At 62.0% G+C, this 17,055-nt stretch carries 17 protein-coding genes; 6 read left to right on the top strand and 11 right to left on the bottom strand.

Annotated elements, in window-relative coordinates:
* The first annotated feature begins 52 nt into the window (after positions 1-52).
* Entirely contained in the window at positions 53-940 is an 888-nt protein-coding gene (locus tag SynA1825c_RS12685; RefSeq protein WP_186469618.1) for a neuromedin U, read from the top strand.
* A gap of 6 nt (positions 941-946) precedes the next feature.
* On the opposite strand, the gene SynA1825c_RS12680 is transcribed toward SynA1825c_RS12685, so the two are convergent.
* The 4 genes from SynA1825c_RS12680 to SynA1825c_RS12665 form a co-directional block, all read right to left on the bottom strand.
* Positions 947-1,156: a hypothetical protein gene (locus SynA1825c_RS12680; RefSeq protein ID WP_186471249.1), complete on the bottom strand. Its 210-nt coding sequence runs from the start codon at positions 1,154-1,156 to the stop codon at positions 947-949.
* A 15-nt stretch (positions 1,157-1,171) separates the two neighbouring features.
* Positions 1,172-2,590 carry a replicative DNA helicase gene (gene dnaB / locus SynA1825c_RS12675; protein WP_186469617.1) on the bottom strand — a complete coding sequence of 473 codons (1,419 nt, stop codon included), beginning with the start codon at positions 2,588-2,590 and terminating at the stop codon, positions 1,172-1,174.
* A gap of 76 nt (positions 2,591-2,666) precedes the next feature.
* On the bottom strand, positions 2,667-3,125 hold the full coding sequence (gene rplI, locus SynA1825c_RS12670) for a 50S ribosomal protein L9 (protein ID WP_186469616.1): 459 nt from the start codon (positions 3,123-3,125) through the stop codon (positions 2,667-2,669).
* A 41-nt stretch (positions 3,126-3,166) separates the two neighbouring features.
* Entirely contained in the window at positions 3,167-4,099 is a 933-nt protein-coding gene (locus SynA1825c_RS12665; protein ID WP_186469615.1) for a fatty acid desaturase, read from the bottom strand.
* 55 nt (positions 4,100-4,154) lie between these two features.
* On the opposite strand from SynA1825c_RS12665, the gene SynA1825c_RS12660 reads away from it, so the two are divergent.
* Positions 4,155-4,880, top strand: a complete 726-nt coding sequence (locus SynA1825c_RS12660) for a hypothetical protein (RefSeq protein WP_186469614.1) — start codon at positions 4,155-4,157, stop codon at positions 4,878-4,880.
* On the opposite strand, the gene SynA1825c_RS12655 is transcribed toward SynA1825c_RS12660, so the two are convergent.
* On the bottom strand, positions 4,868-5,731 hold the full coding sequence (locus SynA1825c_RS12655; protein WP_255478394.1) for a fatty acid desaturase: 864 nt from the start codon (positions 5,729-5,731) through the stop codon (positions 4,868-4,870). The genes SynA1825c_RS12660 and SynA1825c_RS12655 overlap by 13 nt on opposite strands.
* 211 nt (positions 5,732-5,942) lie before the next feature.
* On the opposite strand from SynA1825c_RS12655, the gene SynA1825c_RS12650 reads away from it, so the two are divergent.
* The 4 genes from SynA1825c_RS12650 (at position 5,943) to SynA1825c_RS12635 (ending at position 10,982) form a co-directional block, all read left to right on the top strand.
* Positions 5,943-7,220 carry a methionine gamma-lyase family protein gene (locus SynA1825c_RS12650; protein WP_186471215.1) on the top strand — a complete coding sequence of 426 codons (1,278 nt, stop codon included), beginning with the start codon at positions 5,943-5,945 and terminating at the stop codon, positions 7,218-7,220.
* A gap of 21 nt (positions 7,221-7,241) precedes the next feature.
* Positions 7,242-7,631 (top strand): glycine cleavage system protein GcvH, encoded by a 390-nt coding sequence (gcvH, locus tag SynA1825c_RS12645; protein WP_186469612.1) that lies wholly within the window; start codon positions 7,242-7,244, stop codon positions 7,629-7,631.
* A gap of 56 nt (positions 7,632-7,687) precedes the next feature.
* Entirely contained in the window at positions 7,688-10,624 is a 2,937-nt protein-coding gene (gcvP, locus tag SynA1825c_RS12640; protein WP_186469611.1) for an aminomethyl-transferring glycine dehydrogenase, read from the top strand.
* 97 nt (positions 10,625-10,721) lie between these two features.
* On the top strand, positions 10,722-10,982 hold the full coding sequence (locus SynA1825c_RS12635; RefSeq protein ID WP_255478393.1) for a hypothetical protein: 261 nt from the start codon (positions 10,722-10,724) through the stop codon (positions 10,980-10,982).
* Here SynA1825c_RS12635 and SynA1825c_RS12630 read toward each other — a convergent pair.
* The 6 genes from SynA1825c_RS12630 to SynA1825c_RS12605 all read right to left on the bottom strand — a co-directional run bounded on the left by SynA1825c_RS12630 (position 10,970) and on the right by SynA1825c_RS12605 (position 17,050).
* Entirely contained in the window at positions 10,970-11,197 is a 228-nt protein-coding gene (locus SynA1825c_RS12630) for a hypothetical protein (RefSeq protein WP_186471214.1), read from the bottom strand. The two genes, SynA1825c_RS12635 and SynA1825c_RS12630, sit on opposite strands and share 13 nt — an antisense overlap.
* 114 nt (positions 11,198-11,311) lie before the next feature.
* Positions 11,312-12,058, bottom strand: coding sequence for a pirin-like bicupin family protein (locus tag SynA1825c_RS12625; RefSeq protein WP_186469609.1), 747 nt, complete (start codon positions 12,056-12,058; stop codon positions 11,312-11,314).
* A 17-nt stretch (positions 12,059-12,075) separates the two neighbouring features.
* Positions 12,076-12,603: an NADPH-dependent FMN reductase gene (locus SynA1825c_RS12620; protein ID WP_186469608.1), complete on the bottom strand. Its 528-nt coding sequence runs from the start codon at positions 12,601-12,603 to the stop codon at positions 12,076-12,078.
* 46 nt (positions 12,604-12,649) lie between these two features.
* Complete coding sequence (locus tag SynA1825c_RS12615) at positions 12,650-13,363, bottom strand: rubrerythrin family protein (RefSeq protein ID WP_186469607.1); 714 nt, start codon at positions 13,361-13,363, stop codon at positions 12,650-12,652.
* A 103-nt stretch (positions 13,364-13,466) separates the two neighbouring features.
* Complete coding sequence (locus SynA1825c_RS12610) at positions 13,467-15,296, bottom strand: diflavin flavoprotein (protein ID WP_186469606.1); 1,830 nt, start codon at positions 15,294-15,296, stop codon at positions 13,467-13,469.
* Entirely contained in the window at positions 15,296-17,050 is a 1,755-nt protein-coding gene (locus SynA1825c_RS12605; protein ID WP_186469605.1) for a diflavin flavoprotein, read from the bottom strand. The genes SynA1825c_RS12610 and SynA1825c_RS12605 overlap by 1 nt, the downstream gene beginning before the upstream one ends.
* Between the last annotated feature and the right edge of the window lie 5 nt (positions 17,051-17,055).

Raw genomic sequence — 17,055 nt, 5'->3', positions numbered from 1 at the left:
TGGATGGCGGCTGCGTGGTCGAGGCTGCTGTTGACGGTTTGGTCGGACACTGGTGTCGTTTTTCGCGCGCTGGTTGTTGTCAGTGGTGGTTCGTTCTCTGCTCGCTGGCCTTGCGGCGAGCTTGTTGATCGCCGAGCCGGTTGCCGCCCAGCGCAATCCGATCACGTCCTTCACGCGACTGTGGGGTGAGTGGGATGTGGTCCCGAACACGCAATGGGCTCCCAAGGCTGTCGATCCATCGGCGCAGCCCGATCGCTCGATCCAGATCTTCAAATTTCAGCCCGTCGTTCCTTTCCGACTGAACGACGACTGGACCGTGCTGACGCGCACGATCTTTCGCTTCATCTCCTTGCCCACGGCGGATCCCCTGATTGGGCTGTCGCCAGCAGGTGGGCCCGCACTGCTGGGCTGGGATCAGCGCAGTCAGGCCGGCCTGGCCGACATCAGTCCCACCGCCTTTCTGGTTCCGGATCTCGGCCCTGACTTAACCATCGGCCTGGGCTCATCGCTGGTGGTGCCTGTCGGTGATGGCGCGATAGACAGCGGCAAGTTGTCCGTCGGTCCTGCACTTCTGGCCTTTTTTCATCGCGGCTCCTGGGTCGTGGGGGCGCGCATGCGCAATGTGTGGTCGGTGGGTGGCCAGTCCGATCGCGACGACGTCAACCGCATGGTGGTGCGTGGACTGTTGCGCTACCAATTGAATCCCGACTGGTATCTGATTTCCTCTCCGATCATTGCCGCCGATTGGACCCAGCCGGATGGCAAAGGCTGGGTCGTGCCGGTTGGCGGCGGTGTGGGTCGCTCGTTCCGGCTGGCCGGTCAGCCCATGCAGGTGTCGGTGGAGGGCTACTACAACGCGGTGAAGCCTCAGGTGTTGGGTGAGGAGTTGCTGGGTGACTGGACGATCCGCACCCAGTGGCAGATCCTCTTTCCCAACTGAGCCGCATCAGCGCCGGTTCGAGCGACTGAGGGTCGCGATAAAGGTGCGTCGACCGAAGCGGCGAACCCTGTGGCGCCCCCGCGGCAGCCAGCGGGTGGTGTTGCGCAAGGCCTTCAACCATCCGGCCACATAGTCGCGATGGCGCTGTGGACTGAGAACCCAGCGCGCGAGGTAGGACGAGCCAACACCCAGGAGCAGAATCCGACCGATCCACATGCGCGGGTTCTTGGTTCAAGCCGCCAGGTTGCGGAAGCGGGTGAACTGGGGCTCGAACAACAGCTTCACGGTGCCCACCGGACCGTTGCGGTGCTTGGTCACGATCACTTCGGTGATGCCGCGGTCGGGTGTTTCCGGGTTGTAGTACTCGTCGCGGTAGATCATCAGCACCAGGTCGGCGTCCTGCTCGATCGAGCCGGATTCCCTCAGGTCGCTGAGCATCGGTCGTTTGTTGGTGCGTGACTCCACGCCACGGCTCAGCTGGGAGAGCGCGATGACCGGCACGTTCAGCTCCCGGGCCATCTGTTTGAGGGCACGGGTGATCCGCGAAATTTCCTGCACGCGGTTGTCAGGGCTCGATCCTTCCATCAGCTGCAAGTAGTCGATCACCACCAGGCCTAGCTCCTTGCCCTGTTCTGCCATCAGCCTGCGGCAGAGCGAGCGCATTTCCAGCACGCCTGAATTCGGTTTGTCGTCGATGTAGATCGGCAGCTGGCCGAGTGTGTTGATGCCTTGCCCCAGGAGCGGCCACTCGTCCTGTTGCAGCCGACCGGTGCGCAGCCGACCGGCTTCGATGCCCACCTCCATCGACAGCAGCCTGTAAGTGAGCTGCTCCTTGCTCATTTCCAGGGAGAACACGCAAACCGGCAGGTCATGCAGCTGCGCCACGTTCTTGGCCAGGTTGAGCACGATCGAGGTTTTTCCCATGGCGGGACGTCCGGCCACGATGATCAGGTCACTGCGTTGCAGGCCCTGGGTCATGGCATCCAGGTCGTAGAAGTTCACCGGGATGCCCGCCACGGAGGTGCCCAGGGAGCGGCTTTCGATTTCGTTGAAGGTGCTGGTGAGAATCTCCGCCGTGGGGGTGAGACCTTTCGATGGTTTTTCCTGGCTGATGGCAAAGATCGTCTGCTCGGCTTTGTCGAGCACCTGCTCCATCGGCAGGCTCTGATCAAAGCCCAGTTGAATCACCTCGTTGCCGGAGCGGATCAGCTGGCGGCGCAGGAACTTGTCCATCACCAGTCGGGCCACCTGCTCGATCGACGCGGTGGAGGCCACGCGTTCGACCAGCTCCACCAGCCGGCTGCTGCCGCCAACTTTCTCGAGCGCACCTGTATCGGCCAGCCAGGCCGTCATCGCCGTAAGGTCGGTGGGTTTGCCCTGGCTGTGGAGCATCACCGCCGTGCGGAAAATCTCCCGGTGGGCATTGAGATAGAACGCTTCCGGCTGCAGCACATCCGCCACACGGCCGATGGCATCGGGGTCGAGCAGGATTCCGCCAAGAACGGCTTCCTCAGCTTCCAGATTCTGGGGAGGAATCGAGTCAGGCAGGGCTTCAAAGCTGGGCTCGTCTCGTTGGCGACCCTTGCCGAAACCGCGGCGTCCCCCCTCGGCGGACTCGCCGCCAGGACCAGGCATGGGAACGCTCACCATGGCGGCAGCTGCTCGAAGATGATCAACACTCTGACGCACCTTCACCGGTCACGTCAGAGTGTGTGCGCGGTCGCGATCAGTAGCTGACCACTTCCAGGTTGATCTCAGCGGTCACTTCGCTGTGAAGCTTTACCTGCACCTTGTAGTTGCCGGTGCGATGAATGTCGGGAACGGTGATGTCGCGACGATCCACTTCTTTCTTGGTGGCCTCCTCGATCACTTCGGCCACATCGCCGTTGGTGACGGTGCCGAACAGCACGTCGTCATCACCGGTCTGCTTCTTGACGGTGAAGCGGCCGATGGTGTCGAGAGCGGTGCGGAAGGCAACCGCTTCCTGCTTCAAGGCGGCCTGACGCTCGGCTTCCTTGGCTCGGCGGTGTTCCACCTGCTTCATCACTGCGGGAGTGACAGGAACGGCTTTGCCGAAGGGCAGCAGGAAGTTGCGGGCGTAGCCGGGAGCAACGTCCACCAGATCGCCGTCACGGCCGAGGCTGAGAACGTCCTCGTTCAGGACGACTTGTACGCGCTTGGCCATGGAGAACGATCCCGACGACGTCGAATTAGCAGTCGGTAACTTTACGACGCCGCCGGCAGGCGTACTTTCTTGGCCAGGCCAAGGGCGCGCATCAGACGGATGTGCTCCCAGGTGAGGTCGATTTGGCCCGGCTGAAGACCGTGACGTGCGGAGTGGGGGAAGGCGTGGTGGTTGTTGTGCCAGCCCTCGCCAAAGGTCAGCGCTGCCACCCACTTGTTATTGCGAGAGGCGTCGCCGCTGTCATGGGCCACGGTGCCCCAGCAGTGGGTGGCGGAGTTTACGAGCCAAGTGACGTGATAGACGAGCACCAGGCGTAGGGGGATGCCCCAGAGCACCAGCCCCCAGCCGCCGGCGCCGGTGGTGGTGCCGATCCAGAACAGCAGCCCAGCCAGGGGCAGTTGAAGCGCCAGGAACCAGTTGTTCAGCCAGCGGTAGTACGGGTCCTTGGCCAGGTCACCGGTCATGCGGGGCACGGCCTGCATGGCCGGGATCGCCTCGAACATCCAGCCCATGTGGCTCCACCAGAAGCCGCGATGGCTGTTGTGGTGATCCGCATCCGTATCGGAGAACTTGTGGTGATGGCGATGCAGCCCCACCCAGTCGATCGGGCCGTGCTGGCAGCTCAGGGCACCGCAGGTGGCGAAGAAGCGTTCCAGCCATTGCGGCAACTGGAAGGAGCGGTGGGACAGCAGACGGTGATAGCCGATGGTGACGCCGAGGCAGGCGGTCACCCAGTAGAGAATCAGCATGCTGGCCACGGCTTGCCAGCTCCAAAAGGTATGAGCCAGGGCCAACAGGCTCAGGGCGTGAATCACGATCATGAATCCGATTGTGAGCCAGTTTTTGCCACGCTCTGCGGGCACGGGCTGTTCGCCCTTGCGTGGTTGGTGCAACAGGGTTGCCAGCTGCAGAGCACGGTGCGAGGCTGCAGGGCGACTGGGCGGTGACGGCGTGTCAATCACGCTGGAAACCATGGTCTGATCCGTTAGATGCCCAAACATTACATCCGATACGGATCCGTATCAAGCAATGAGCAGCGTGAGTGGTTCTGATCATGTGACCAAGGGTTACCGGCAGCGCCTCGAGGAAGGGCGTCAGGCCATGGCCCACTTGATCCATGTGTGGCACGAGCGCAATGGTTGGTCCCATAAGGTTTTGCCAGCCTTAGCCGATGCGCTGGACCTGGGTCGAGTGCATAACTCCCAGATCTCCAACCTGCGCAACGGCAAGCTTTCATCTCCAGGCCCTGAACTCTTCCTGGCTCTGGGGCAGGCCAATGCAGTGCTACATCAAGGGGTTGAGCCGATCCACGCCCACCTGGCTGAAGTCCATCCCGATCTGCTGCGGGTGCTCAGTGACAGCGCAGTTCCCTTGCTAGGGGTCGATGGGGAGCCTCTGGGTGCCGGTGATTTTTTGGAAATCTTTGTGGGCCTCGGACCCCTGCCCCCCGGTTTCGACTGGCGCATCGACGCTGGTGAAGCGGCCCAACTGAGTGCTGCGATGGCCGACAGTCTTTGCCGCGGGCAGGCCTGGCGGCAGTGTCGTGATGCGGTGATGGAGGCCTATCCCGTCACCAAGCCCCAGCGTCGCGAGCGTTTTGCGGAGGTGATGGCCGGCCTCAGGGAATACAGCGCTGAAGAACTCGACGGTGAATTCCTCGATCTCTATGCCACGCACCTGGCCCTGGAGGGGAACAAGGGCCAGACCGCCGAAGCATTTTTAGGAGAGTTGCGGGCTGCGGCTCAGCCGGGGTAGCGCGCCTGACGCACCCGACGGGTGAGGCCAAGTTTCTGCAGCAGGCGGATGTGCAACCAGGTGATGTCGATCTCAAACGGGCGCAGGCCGTGACGTGCGCTGGCGGGAAAGGCGTGATGGTTGTTGTGCCAACCCTCTCCAAACGACAGCACCGCCACCCACCAGCAGTTGCGCGACAGGTCGGGGCAATCGAAATTGCGATAGCCGAAAGCGTGTGTGGCGGAATTCACCAACCAGGTGACGTGATACACGACCACCAGGCGCAGGGGGATGGCCCAAAGCACCAGGCCGAGGCCACCGCCGTGAACGCCCGCAGCATTGCCGTACCAATAGAGCGCCAGGCCGATGGGAATCTGCAACAGCAAGAACCAGCGATCCAGCCACACGTAGAAGCGATCGTTGATCAGATCGCCGCCAAAGCGTTCCTTGTGCTCCAACGCGGGAATGTCGTGAAGCATCCATTCGCTGTGGCTCCACCACAGACCGCGTCCAGCATCGTGGTGGTCGTTGGGTTGATCTGAATATTTGTGGTGATGGCGATGCAGCGCCACCCAATCGATCGGTCCGCTCTGACAGGCGAGTGTGCCCATCACCACCAGCACGCGTTCCAACCAGCGGGGAACCTCAAAACTGCGGTGTGCCACCAGGCGATGCAGGCCGAGGGTGACGCCCAGCACGGTCGCCCAGTAAAGAACGCCGAAGGCGATCACCCCTTGCCAGCTCCAGAAGCGCGGCAGCAGAGCCACGGTTGCGAGCACGTGCATCACCACCATGAAGGAGGTGGTGCCGCCCTTGAACTTGCGCTGTCGGCGGGGAAGGCGTTCACGGGGCGACATCACCGCAGCGCGCATGCGCAATTCGCGGGTGGAGCTTGTGTCTGCCGGAGTGCTGATAACCAAGAAGTTTCTCCTTGAACCGGTTTTGCTGCGGTCGGAACGGCGACAGCCGGGACTTTGGCAAATCGGTTGGAAATGTGAATGTAAGAGAACGCAGCAGGTAAATCGCGGCTTTTTGATGGCACAGGTTTCTGGAGGGCAGGGCGTCAACACCGCTGCCATGCGGATGGATCCCAGCGAGGCAGAGGCATTTGCCCAGCGTCATGTGCTGGCGGTACGAGACCGTTTGGAGCCCCTGGCCCGTGAGCGCACGGCGGAGGTGACGCTGCGTCTGCAGAAGATTCTGGATGCGTTGGCTGCCGAGCGAGTGGGCACGCAGCACTTTGCTTCCGTGAGTGGTTATGGCCACGGCGACCAGGGGCGTGAGGTGATCGACCGTGTGTTCGCTCGCGTCCTGGGGGCTGAAGCGGCAGCGGTGCGGCTGCAATTCGTCAGTGGCACCCATGCCATTGCCGCTGCATTGTTTGGCGTGCTGCGGCCCGGTGATCGGATGTTGTCGATCACCGGGCGTCCCTACGACACGCTGGAGGAAGTGATCGGTTTGCGCGGCGAGGGACAGGGGTCGTTGAAGGAGTTCGGCGTCGCTTACGACGAACTGCTGCTCACCGAAGATGGTGCCGTGGATCTCCAGGCACTCGATCAGGCTCTGGAGCAACCGCGCCGTCTGATCCTGATCCAACGCAGCTGTGGCTACAGCTGGCGTCCTTCTCTGACCGTGGAGGTAATCGGGCAGCTCTGTGCACGCATTCATGCGCGTCAGCCCGACTGTGTGTGTTTCGTGGACAACTGCTATGGCGAGTTGGTGGAGCCGCAGGAACCTTGTGATGTGGGGGCGGATTTGGTGGCCGGTTCGTTGATCAAGAACCTCGGCGGCACGATTGCGCCCGCCGGCGGTTATGTGGCCGGCCGGGCTGATCTGGTGGAACAGGCCTGCTGCCGGCTGACCGCGCCGGGGATCGGCAGTGAGGGTGGCACGGGCTTCGACCTGCACCGCTTGCTGCTGCAGGGGCTGTTTCTGGCGCCACAGATGGTGACGGAAGCCTTGATCGGTGCGGATTTGGTGGCCGGTGTGTTCGCGGAACTGGGCTATGCCGTGCAGCCCGTCGCCGGTGCCCAGCGTGGTGATCTGATTCAGGCGGTGCAGCTGGGTCGTCCTGAGCCTCTCAAGTTGATCTGCAGAGCGTTCCAGGCCTGTTCACCGGTGGGTTCTTATTTGGATCCGGTGCCCGCCGCCATGCCGGGGTATGCCAGTGATCTGGTCATGGCCGGTGGCACTTTCATTGATGGCAGCACCAGTGAGTTCTCCGCCGATGCGCCGTTGCGAGAGCCGTTCAATCTCTACGTACAGGGAGGGACCCATCGTGCCCATGTGGAGTTGGCGCTGATCAAGGCGCTGGCGGCCTTGGCAGCAGCAGGACACTTGGATCTGGCCCAGACTGGGTGAACTCCGCCGACCTCCGGCTCAATGGCTTTCGACTTTCCTGCCAACTACCGCTACGCCGACAGCCATGAATACGCCTGGCAGGACGATGGGTCAGTGCGGATTGGCTTGAGTGCCTATGCCGTTGATCAGCTCGGCGACATCGTGTTCGTTGATCTTCCAGATGTGGGTACGGAGCTCAACCGTGGTGGTGGGTTCGGAACTGTGGAATCCGTCAAAGCAGTTGAGGAGATGTATGCCCCTCTCAGCGGTGAGGTGCTCACTCGGAATGAAGCGGTTCTGGATGACCCTGAGCAGCTCCAGAACGATCCCCATGGCCAGGGCTGGTTGTTGGTGATCCGGCCCAGCGATCCGGATCAATTCGAGCAGCTCATGGATGCGGCCACCTATGCCACCAAGGTTGCAGCGGCATAACCCTGCTGCGACTGCTCCGCCGGGTTGCCTACGATCTTTAAGAACGCTCGCGCACCATGACCCTGCTGGACCAGCGCATGGTGGAGACGGGTTCCGACGACAGTCGTTCACCGTTTGTTCAGCGCCACATCGGACCCAGCGACACGGCAATCCAGGTCATGCTCGCCAAGCTTGGCTTTGCTGACCTCGAGGCTTTCGTACGGGCTGTCGTGCCCCGGGACATCCTGGATGCTGAGCCCCCGCGGGGGGTGCTGCCCGCCGGCGCCGACGAAGCCCAGGCACTAGTGGAACTGCAGCAGCTAGCGCAGTCCAACCGCGTGATGCGCTCCCTGATCGGCCTGGGTTACTACGGCACGGTGACGCCCGCTCTCATCCAGCGTCAGGTGCTGGAAAACCCCGCTTGGTACACCGCCTACACCCCGTATCAGGCGGAGATTGCCCAGGGCCGGCTGGAGGCCTTGCTCAATTTCCAGACGCTGATCAGTGAGCTCACCGGGCTGCCTATCGCCAATGCCTCGCTCTTGGATGAAGCCACCGCCGCCGCGGAAGCGATGTCCATGAGCTTTGGAGTCTGTAAGCGATCCGACGCCCAGCGTTTTCTGGTGGATGCAGCGGTGTTGCCCCAAACTCTGGCGGTGCTGCGCACCAGGGCTCAGCCCCTCGGGGTTGAGCTTGATGTGGCTGACCCCGAGCGGTTCCAGTGGGGATCGGATGTGTTTGGAGTGCTGCTGCAGCTGCCTGGGCGCAGCGGAATCCTCTGGGATCCGCGCGCTTGCATCGCGCAGGCCCATGTACAGGGTGCGTTGGTCACCGTGGCCATTGATCCCTTGGCTCAGGTGCTGGTGGAACCTGTGGGCAGCCTCGGGGCTGACATCGCGGTGGGCAGCTCTCAGCGTTTCGGTGTGCCGATGGGCGGCGGTGGTCCCCATGCTGCCTTTTTCGCAACCCGTGAGACCTATCGGCGCCAGTTACCAGGCCGCATCGTCGGCCAGTCCCGCGACGCTGAAGGGCGTCCTGCTTTAAGGCTGGCGCTGCAGACGCGTGAGCAACACATTCGCCGCGACAAGGCCACCAGCAACATCTGTACGGCGCAGGTGCTGTTGGCGGTGATGGCGTCCTTCTACGCCATTCATCACGGCCCCGAAGGACTGGCCAGGATCGCGCGTCGTGTGGTGACGCTGCGTTCGCAGCTGGAGCAAGGTCTGAAGGCGTTGGGGTTGAGCCTGCCCGATGGCTGCCGCTTCGACAGTGTTGATGTGGTCTGTCCTCAGGCTCCGGAGATTCACCGCCTGGCCTTGCAGGAGGGCTTCAACCTGCGCTGTCTGCCCGATGGCGCTGCGATCGAGGCATCTGAAGGGTTCGGCATCAGTCTCGATGAGCACAGCGATGAAGCCGAGGTGCGGCGGCTGCTGACGGTCGTGGCGGAGGCGCTGGAGGCTGACCTGCCTGCACAGGTAGGTCTTGGGGCTGCCGATCAAATGTTGTCTGGCGTGCCGTTGCGATCGGCTCCCTGGCTGCAGCAACCGGTGTTTCACCGCTATCGCAGCGAAACAGAGCTGCTGCGCTACATCCAACGGCTGGTCAGCAAAGACCTCTCGCTGGTGCACGGCATGATCCCGCTGGGCAGTTGCACCATGAAGCTCAATGCTGCGGCAGAGCTGGCGCCGGTCAGTTGGCGGGAATTTGGCGCCATCCATCCGTTCGCTCCAGCGGATCAACTGCAGGGCAATGAGCGAATGGCGCGGGATTTGGAGCGCTGGTTGGCGTCACTGACTGGATTTGCAGGGGTGTCCCTGCAGCCAAACGCAGGTTCTCAAGGGGAGTTTGCAGGTCTGTTGGTGATCCGTGCCTGGCATCAAGCCCGCGGCCAGGGACACCGCGATGTGTGTTTGATCCCCACCAGTGCCCATGGCACCAACCCCGCCAGTGCCGTGATGGCCGGCATGCGCGTGGTGGCGGTGGCTTGCGATGCACAGGGCAATGTGGATGTGGATGACCTGCGCCTAAAGCTCAAGGATCACGCCGAGTCCCTGGCGGCTCTGATGGTCACCTACCCCTCAACCCATGGGGTCTTCGAGACCCGTATCCGGGAGATTTGCAACCTGGTCCACGACCACGGCGGCCAGGTGTATCTCGATGGGGCCAACCTCAACGCCCAGGTGGGCTTGTGCCGCCCGGGCGCGTTCGGCGCCGACGTTTGCCACCTCAATCTGCACAAAACGTTCTGCATCCCCCACGGCGGGGGTGGCCCGGGTGTTGGTCCCATCGGCGTGGCCGAGCATCTACTGCCTTTTCTGCCGGGTCATCCCCTGATGGCCTGCGGCGGTGCGCAAGCAATCTCCGCAGTGTCCGCGGCGCCCCTGGGAAGCGCCGGCATTCTTCCGATCAGTTGGATGTACTTGCGCTTGATGGGGGCTGCGGGATTGCGTCAGGCAACGGCGGTTGCACTGCTGTCGGCCAACTATCTGGCTCAGCGTTTGGATCCCCACTACCCGGTGTTGTTCAAGGGGGAAGGCGGCCTGGTGGCCCATGAATGCATTCTTGATTTGCGCGGGCTCCGCCGCAGCGCTGGCCTTGAGGTGGATGACTTGGCCAAGCGATTGATGGACTACGGGTTCCATGCTCCGACGGTGAGCTGGCCAGTGGCGGGCACGGTGATGGTGGAACCCACGGAGAGTGAAAGTCTTGAGGAGCTGGATCGTTTCTGCGACGCCATGATCGCGATCCGCGCTGAAGCGGCTGCGATCGAGGCAGGCGCCAGTGACCCTGACAACAACCCGCTGCGCCGGGCGCCGCACACCTTGGCGGCGGTGACAGCAGATCGATGGGATCGTCCCTACAGCCGTGAGCAGGCGGCCTTCCCCCTCCCGGATCAGCGATTCAGCAAGTTTTGGCCGGCAGTGGCGCGCATCGATAACGCGCATGGTGACCGCAACCTCGTCTGCACTTGTCCGAGCGTGGAAGAGCTGGCTTCTGTTCAACCTGTGCGATAAATTTCACGAGAATCGAAAATTAAGCTTCGATTTTTCATCGTGAGAACAATTTGTTCTCCACACTGCACAGCATTCACCAGTCGCAAAGAGGGAATCAATGAGTCGCGACATGAACCACCCCTCCGAATCCAAGGCCCTGAGCGCCGATTCGCTGCAATTGCCTGAGATTCCTGAGTGTCTTCAAGCCGCTCTAGGCCGTGGCCACACCTTGCCGATTGAAGGCACCAACGTGCTTCGTGTTCCTTTTGGCGTCCGCCAGGCCCGACGCCAGCGCCCTGAGCGCCCTGAGCGCTGGGCCACGCTGGTGATCCCCATTCAGTCCCAGGGATCACCCACTCCTCCTCCTCAAGCAGCCTGAGCCAGGCTCTTGGCGGCAGACAGCAGAGTTTGCTCCTGTTCCAGTCGCCAATCCACTAATGCTTTCACGTCTGCCAGCGAGCAGGTGGGCGTGCGAAACGGCAGCAAGGTCATTGGACTGCGCTCTGGCCTGACCAGCCAGCTGTGATTGTTTTGTTGCAGCAAAACAAAACCGCGATAGCGAACCGCGTACTGAGGATCTGGATTGATACCCATTCGTTGAATGGTGCTGTGTGGTGACACTGTCATTTCAGGGCGCCAGATGTGGTGTGTGGCGCAAATCCCGAAACTCTTCGGGATTGATGTGGGTGACTCCGCACTGGTTGCGGTTTAGTTCAAGGCGAACAGGAGCAGATCGCTGTGATCGCAATGGCTTTTGAGGGTCTCTAAGTCAGTCGGACGACCGCGGAATCCCAGGCCATCGCCTCGCCGGAGTGTGTTGCTGCCGCTAAGGCCGCTCAGTTCGATTTCTCCATCAATGACCTGAAGCCAGCGGTGCGATGCCTCAATGCTCGGCAGGTCCAGAGTCTTCCCCTTGGCCACGTTGGCTCGCCACAGGTGAACGGGGCGCTGGATGGCCATGGCATGGGGGTCTATGGGATTAAGCACCGGTGTCCAGGTGTTGGCGTAGAGGTGCACCGCCCGCTGTTCATAGCTGGGAGTGAGACCGTCCTCGCTGGGTTCAATCCAGATCTGCAAGAGCCTGCAGCGCTCGTTTGCCTCATTCATCTCGCTGTGCACGATGCCTGTGCCAGCGCTCATGCGCTGCACTTCTCCGGCCTGCAGCAAGCCGCTGTTCCCGAGCGAGTCGCGATGGGTGAGTTCACCTTCCACCATCACGGTGATGATTTCCATGTCGCGGTGGGAGTGCATCCCGAATCCGCGACCTGCGGCAATGACGTCGTCATTGATCACTCGCAAGGGCCCGAAGCCCATCCAGTCGGGGGAGTAGTGGCCTGCGAAGGAGAAGCTATGAAATGAGTCAAGCCACTCGGTTTGGGTGTGAAAGCGCTCGGGGCCTGGGCGCCGCAGGATGACAGCTTCCTGCTGGTGGGCGTCTGCGGAGAGGTCAGGCATTGGCTCGCTGGGGTGGCTCAAAGGCTTAGGGGTGACATCTGCAGCAGACGCTTGAGCAGCTCTTGGATGGAGCTGTCTTTGGCTGGCCGTGCCTGATTCCCAGCCAGCGTGCGTCCCACCACCTGCGCGCCGAGATGGGTCAACTGGATGCGCAGCACCGTCAGCAGTTCGATGCCAGCTCCTCCGGAGACGGTGGCCATCGCCACAGGTCGGCCGTTGAACAGCTCGCGGAAGTCATCCCCCTGCACCGATAGCCAGGCGATGGCACTGGTAAGCACTGGTGGGATGGAGCCGTTGTATTCCGGTGCACAGATCACCCAGCGGGGAGCCGCCATCAGTTGTTTGTGCAGTGGTCCCACGCCAGCAGGCATGCCCTGCTCTTTCACCTGTGGTGTGAACAAAGGCAGGTCGAGGCTGGTGAGATCCAGCAGCTCAGCGCGCTGGCCCAGGCTGCGCACCTGGTCCACAAACCGCTGCGCCAGGGTCAGGTTCTGGCCATTGCTTGCGGCGATGACGAGCACATCAGGACTGATGGGTGAGCTCATGGGCGCACCTTCCACGGCAGACACTTCATTGTGATGGCTCCTCGCTTCAGGCTGCTTTCAATTCCGCTTCCCTGTAGGGCACGAAGCTGGCTTTGTGGGCACCGCAGATTGGGCATTCCCAGTCGTCCGGAATCGCTTCAAACGGAGTGCCTGGGGCAATGCCGGAATCCGGATCTCCGGCCACTGGGTCGTAGATCATCGAGCACTGCTTGCAGATCCATTGGCCCGTGATGGGTTGCTCGGCCTGACCTGCCGTTCCCTTGCCTTTCAGTGCCTCAAGGGCGACGCCATAGGTTTCGGCGTGATGCTTTTCAATCGGCGTCAGCAGTCCGAAGTTCTTGGCTGCGGTGCGGAAGCAGTCGGCATGGGTGGCTGATTCTTCGGTTTGCTCGGCGAATTCCTCCGCTGCGCCGCCGTCTCGGTCTGTCTGTGCCTGGGCCGTGAATTCCGGATACATGGTGGTGTACTCGTAGGTCTCGCCCTCGATGGCGAGCTCGAGGCAACGGGTGAGCATGGTCTGTTTCTGCTCATCGCTCAGAGTTGCTGGATCGTCGACCACCAGCTCGGGATGCAGCAGGCGGAAATGGGCAAAGGCATGTTCCGTTTCCTGGGCAGCCGTGTCGCGGAACAACTTGGCGAGCTCTTTGTGGCCCAGTGCTTTGGCTACATCAGCGAAGAACAGATATTTGCGGTTGGCCATGCTCTCACCACCAAAAGCGGCCTCGAGATTGGCTTGTGTATTGGGTTTAGAGAGATCCATGTCTCGGTATCAAATGACATCCAGTTTAGCCCTAACTCATAGCGACTATGAGTTGCGTGGACGTGTTGTCGGTTGGATGCGCTCCTCTATTGGGGAGTCGTTGTTAATAGTTCGCTCCGCTGCGGCGCTGATGCACGGCTGTGCTGCCCTCCGTGTCAAAGAGGCCACCGTGCAGCACCTCGGCATAGATCAGCCAGTGGTCTCCGCATTCCATCCGCTGCTTCACTTCGCACTCCATCCAGGCCAGAGCCTCCGGTAGCAGCGGTTGCTCGGAAGGACTGGTCTCCAGCGCGAGTCCCTCGAAGCGGTCCGCCCCTGGCTCAAAGGGTTGCAGAAACTGTTTCATCGGGGCGGTTTCACGTCCTTCGGCCAGCACGTTGAGCGCAAAGCGATCGCCCTTATGCAGCAGCGCTTCCACGGCGCGATCTTTGGCCACGGCAATGGTGAGCCCTGGAGGAGAAAAGCTGGCCTGGCTGACCCAACTGGCCACCATCGCTCCACTGAGCTCGGCCTTGCGCGTGGTGAGAACGCAAAGGGATCCCACCACACGTCCCAGTGCGAGCACCGCGGGATCGCTGCGGCTTTCGCTCATGCCACCGGCACTACGTCTCTGCGCTCGCTGCTCCGTGCGCAGCAGTTGCCTGGCGAAGCGGGTGCCGGTTTCCTCCAGTTCCTTCACTTTGGTGCGGTCTGGGCTGAACTTGATGCGGATCGGGTCAAAGCCGAAGCTGAAGCCGCCATCCCGCAGCTTGTTTTCCAGCAGATCCACCGCTTCTCCGCTCCAGCCAAAGCTGCCGAACACCCCCACGGGTTTGCTGCGGTCGCCTTCCGCCAGCACGGTTCCCAGAGCCGAAACGATCGGTGTGGGCGCGTGGCCACCCAACGTTGGCGAGCCCATCAAGATGGCGTCGGAGGCGCGGATCGTTTTCAGCAGTTCATCGCTGGGGGTGAATTCGCAATTGAGGCTGCACACGGCGACCCCCGTGCGGCTAACGCCGCGGGCCAAGGCATCAGCGATGGCGGCGGTGTTGCCGTAGGCGCTGGCGAACAGCAAGGCCACATTCAGCGTGGCGTTTTGATGGCTTTCGCCCCAGCGCCGGTAGTCATTGAGCAGGCTGCGCCAGCTGGCTTCAATGGCGGGACCATGACCCGGCGCGATCGTGCGGATGTCGAGTTCTTCGAGCCGTCCAACGACGGCATCCACTTGACTGGCCATCGGCGCCATCAGTGAGTCGTAGAAGTGCCGTCGTTCCTCTTCGGTGGCGGTGCGGTTGCTTTCGGCCCAGTCAGGGGTGCAGACATGGGCAGAGAAGAGCTTGTCACTCATCAACAGCCCTTCGCTGTCTTCAAACGCCAGCAGGCCGCCGGGCCAGCGCGGGGTGGGTGCCGGCAGAAGCTCCAGGGTGTGGCCATGGCTGAGGGACAAGCTCTGCTCCTGGCGGATCACCATCAGCTCTGGCAGGGAGGGCAGCGGCGGTCGATTGTCCGGTTCTCCGGGTGGCAAGGGCTTGCGCTGCATCCAGAGCTCCTGCAGCAATTTGGCCCCAGGGTTGGAGCAGATCAGCGTGATCATGGGGTAGATCTCCGCCAAGGAGCGCAACAGAGCCACCCGGTTGGGATTCACATGACCCACCACCACCAGCAGCTCATCACAGCCGTGGGGAAGAGCCGCCGCGAGGGCGGGCAAGAACACCTCTGCATAGGCCGCTCCGGGGGGGTGCACAAGCAGGGCTGGGCTGGGCAGGCCATCAACCGCAAGGCCAGCCTCGAACAGGAAACTGTTGGCGGTGCTGCCGCGCTCCAGTGCGTATTCCAGCTCGAAGCGGAGTCGCTGCGGGCTGAGGCCACGCAGGCACACCAGCCCTGGGCTGATGGGCAGTGTGATCACGTCCCGTTGGCTGGCGGGTGCGGTCGGGGGTGACGTCACAGTCATTAATAGTGATTCCCCACTTTGCGGTGATGCACGGCGGTCATGGCTTCGGTATCGGCCACGTTGCCCTGTTCCACAACGGCATAGATGATCCAGTGATCAGGCCCTTCCATCCGCTGCTCCACCCGGCAGCCGAGGTAGGCCAGAGCATCTCCGAGCACGGGACCGCCGTCAGCAACGCCCTCTAGAACGTTCACACCTTCAAAGCGATCGGCACCGGGACGAAAGCGCTTGAGGAAGTGACGCATCAACTCTTGATGGTTGTCGTTTCGCAGCACGTTGAGCACAAACCGGTCTCCCACCTGCATCAGTGTTTCGATCGCGCGGTCCTTGGCGACGGCCACCGTGAGACCCGGGGGGGCAAAGCTGGCCTGGCTGACCCAGCTGGCCACCATGGCACTGCGCCGTTGCGCTTCGCCTTCGCCCTGGCTGGCGGTCACCACGTACAGGCCACCGCTGAGTCGTCCGAGTGCTTTGTCGAGGTCACCATCGAGGCTCTTCATGGCGGCGATGGTTTTGGCACGTGTCAACAGCTGACCGAGGTCCGTTCCGGCTTCTTCGCAACGCTGGTAGTCGGCACCGGAGGGGAGCTGACGGATGCGCAGCGGCGCGAAGGCTTCCTTCTGTCCTTGGCTGCGCAACTGGCTGGCGACCGCATCGATGGGTTCGTCGTTGCCGCCGAAGGCGTCGTAGACCCCGACTGTTTGTTTGGGTCCGAGGGCGGCCAGAAGGGTGCCAATGGCGGCCTGCAGATCGCTATCGGGTTCCGCGGGCCAGGTGGGCACCACCACGGCCTTGGCATCGCCAATCAGTGCCGTCAGTTCCTGCGGATCGGTGGCGCGCAGGTCCACAAGTTGCACCTGGGCTTCCGCTTTGCCGATGCCATGGGCAATCGCCTGACTGATGCGATCGGAAAACCCGTATTGGCTCAAGTAGCAAACAGCGGCGTAGCTTTCGCCTTTGCTGCGCTGACCGCTCCATGTGCGGTAATCATCGATCCAATGCTGCAGATGCTCACGCAGTAAGGGTCCATGGCCCACGGCAATGGTGTTGATCTCAGGCAGCGCATCCATGCGTTTGAGCGCCTGCAGAACGCTGCGGGCGTTCGGGCCCATGAGGCAGTCGTAGTAAAAGCGGAAATCGGGAGCGATCGCTCCCGGGTCGCAATCGAAGACGTCGTCGGAGCAGTAGTGCAATCCGAAGGCATCACAGGTGTAGAGAACGCCCGTGCCGTGATCGAAGGAAAAGATTGTGTCCGGCCAGTGCAGGTTGGGAGCGCTGAGGAACTCAAAGCGATGGCTCACGCCGCTGTCACGATTCGTGCCGAGATCCAGTTCGTCGCCACTTTTCACCGCCCGAGATTTGAACGGCCTATGCACCTGGTTCTCCAGGAACTGAATCGCAACCTTGGATCCCACGATCTCGATCTCAGGATTCAGATCCAGGAGGTCGCCGATCAGGCCGGAGTGATCGGGTTCGGTGTGACTGACGATCAGAAGATCGATCGTTTGTGGATCGATCTGCTCCTGCAGCAGCGGGATCCAAGTGTCACGGAACTTGGCGTGGCTGGTGTCAATCAGAGCGGTGCGTTCCCCGCGCACCAAAAAGCTGTTGTAGGTGGTTCCGTTGCGCAGTCCGAATTCAATGTCGAAGCGGCTGCGCTCCCAGTCGAGGGAACGGATGGTGCAGCTGTCGGACGCAATCGCCTCGCACTGAAGACTCAGACGTCCGGTGACGGTCGGGGCGGCGACGACCATGTCGG

Origin of the sequence: Synechococcus sp. A18-25c (assembly GCF_014280035.1) — a bacterium.
Taxonomy (GTDB): domain Bacteria; phylum Cyanobacteriota; class Cyanobacteriia; order PCC-6307; family Cyanobiaceae; genus Synechococcus_C.
Note: the sequence above shows the minus strand (reverse complement) of the source record. Positions and strands in the feature narration are given on the sequence as shown.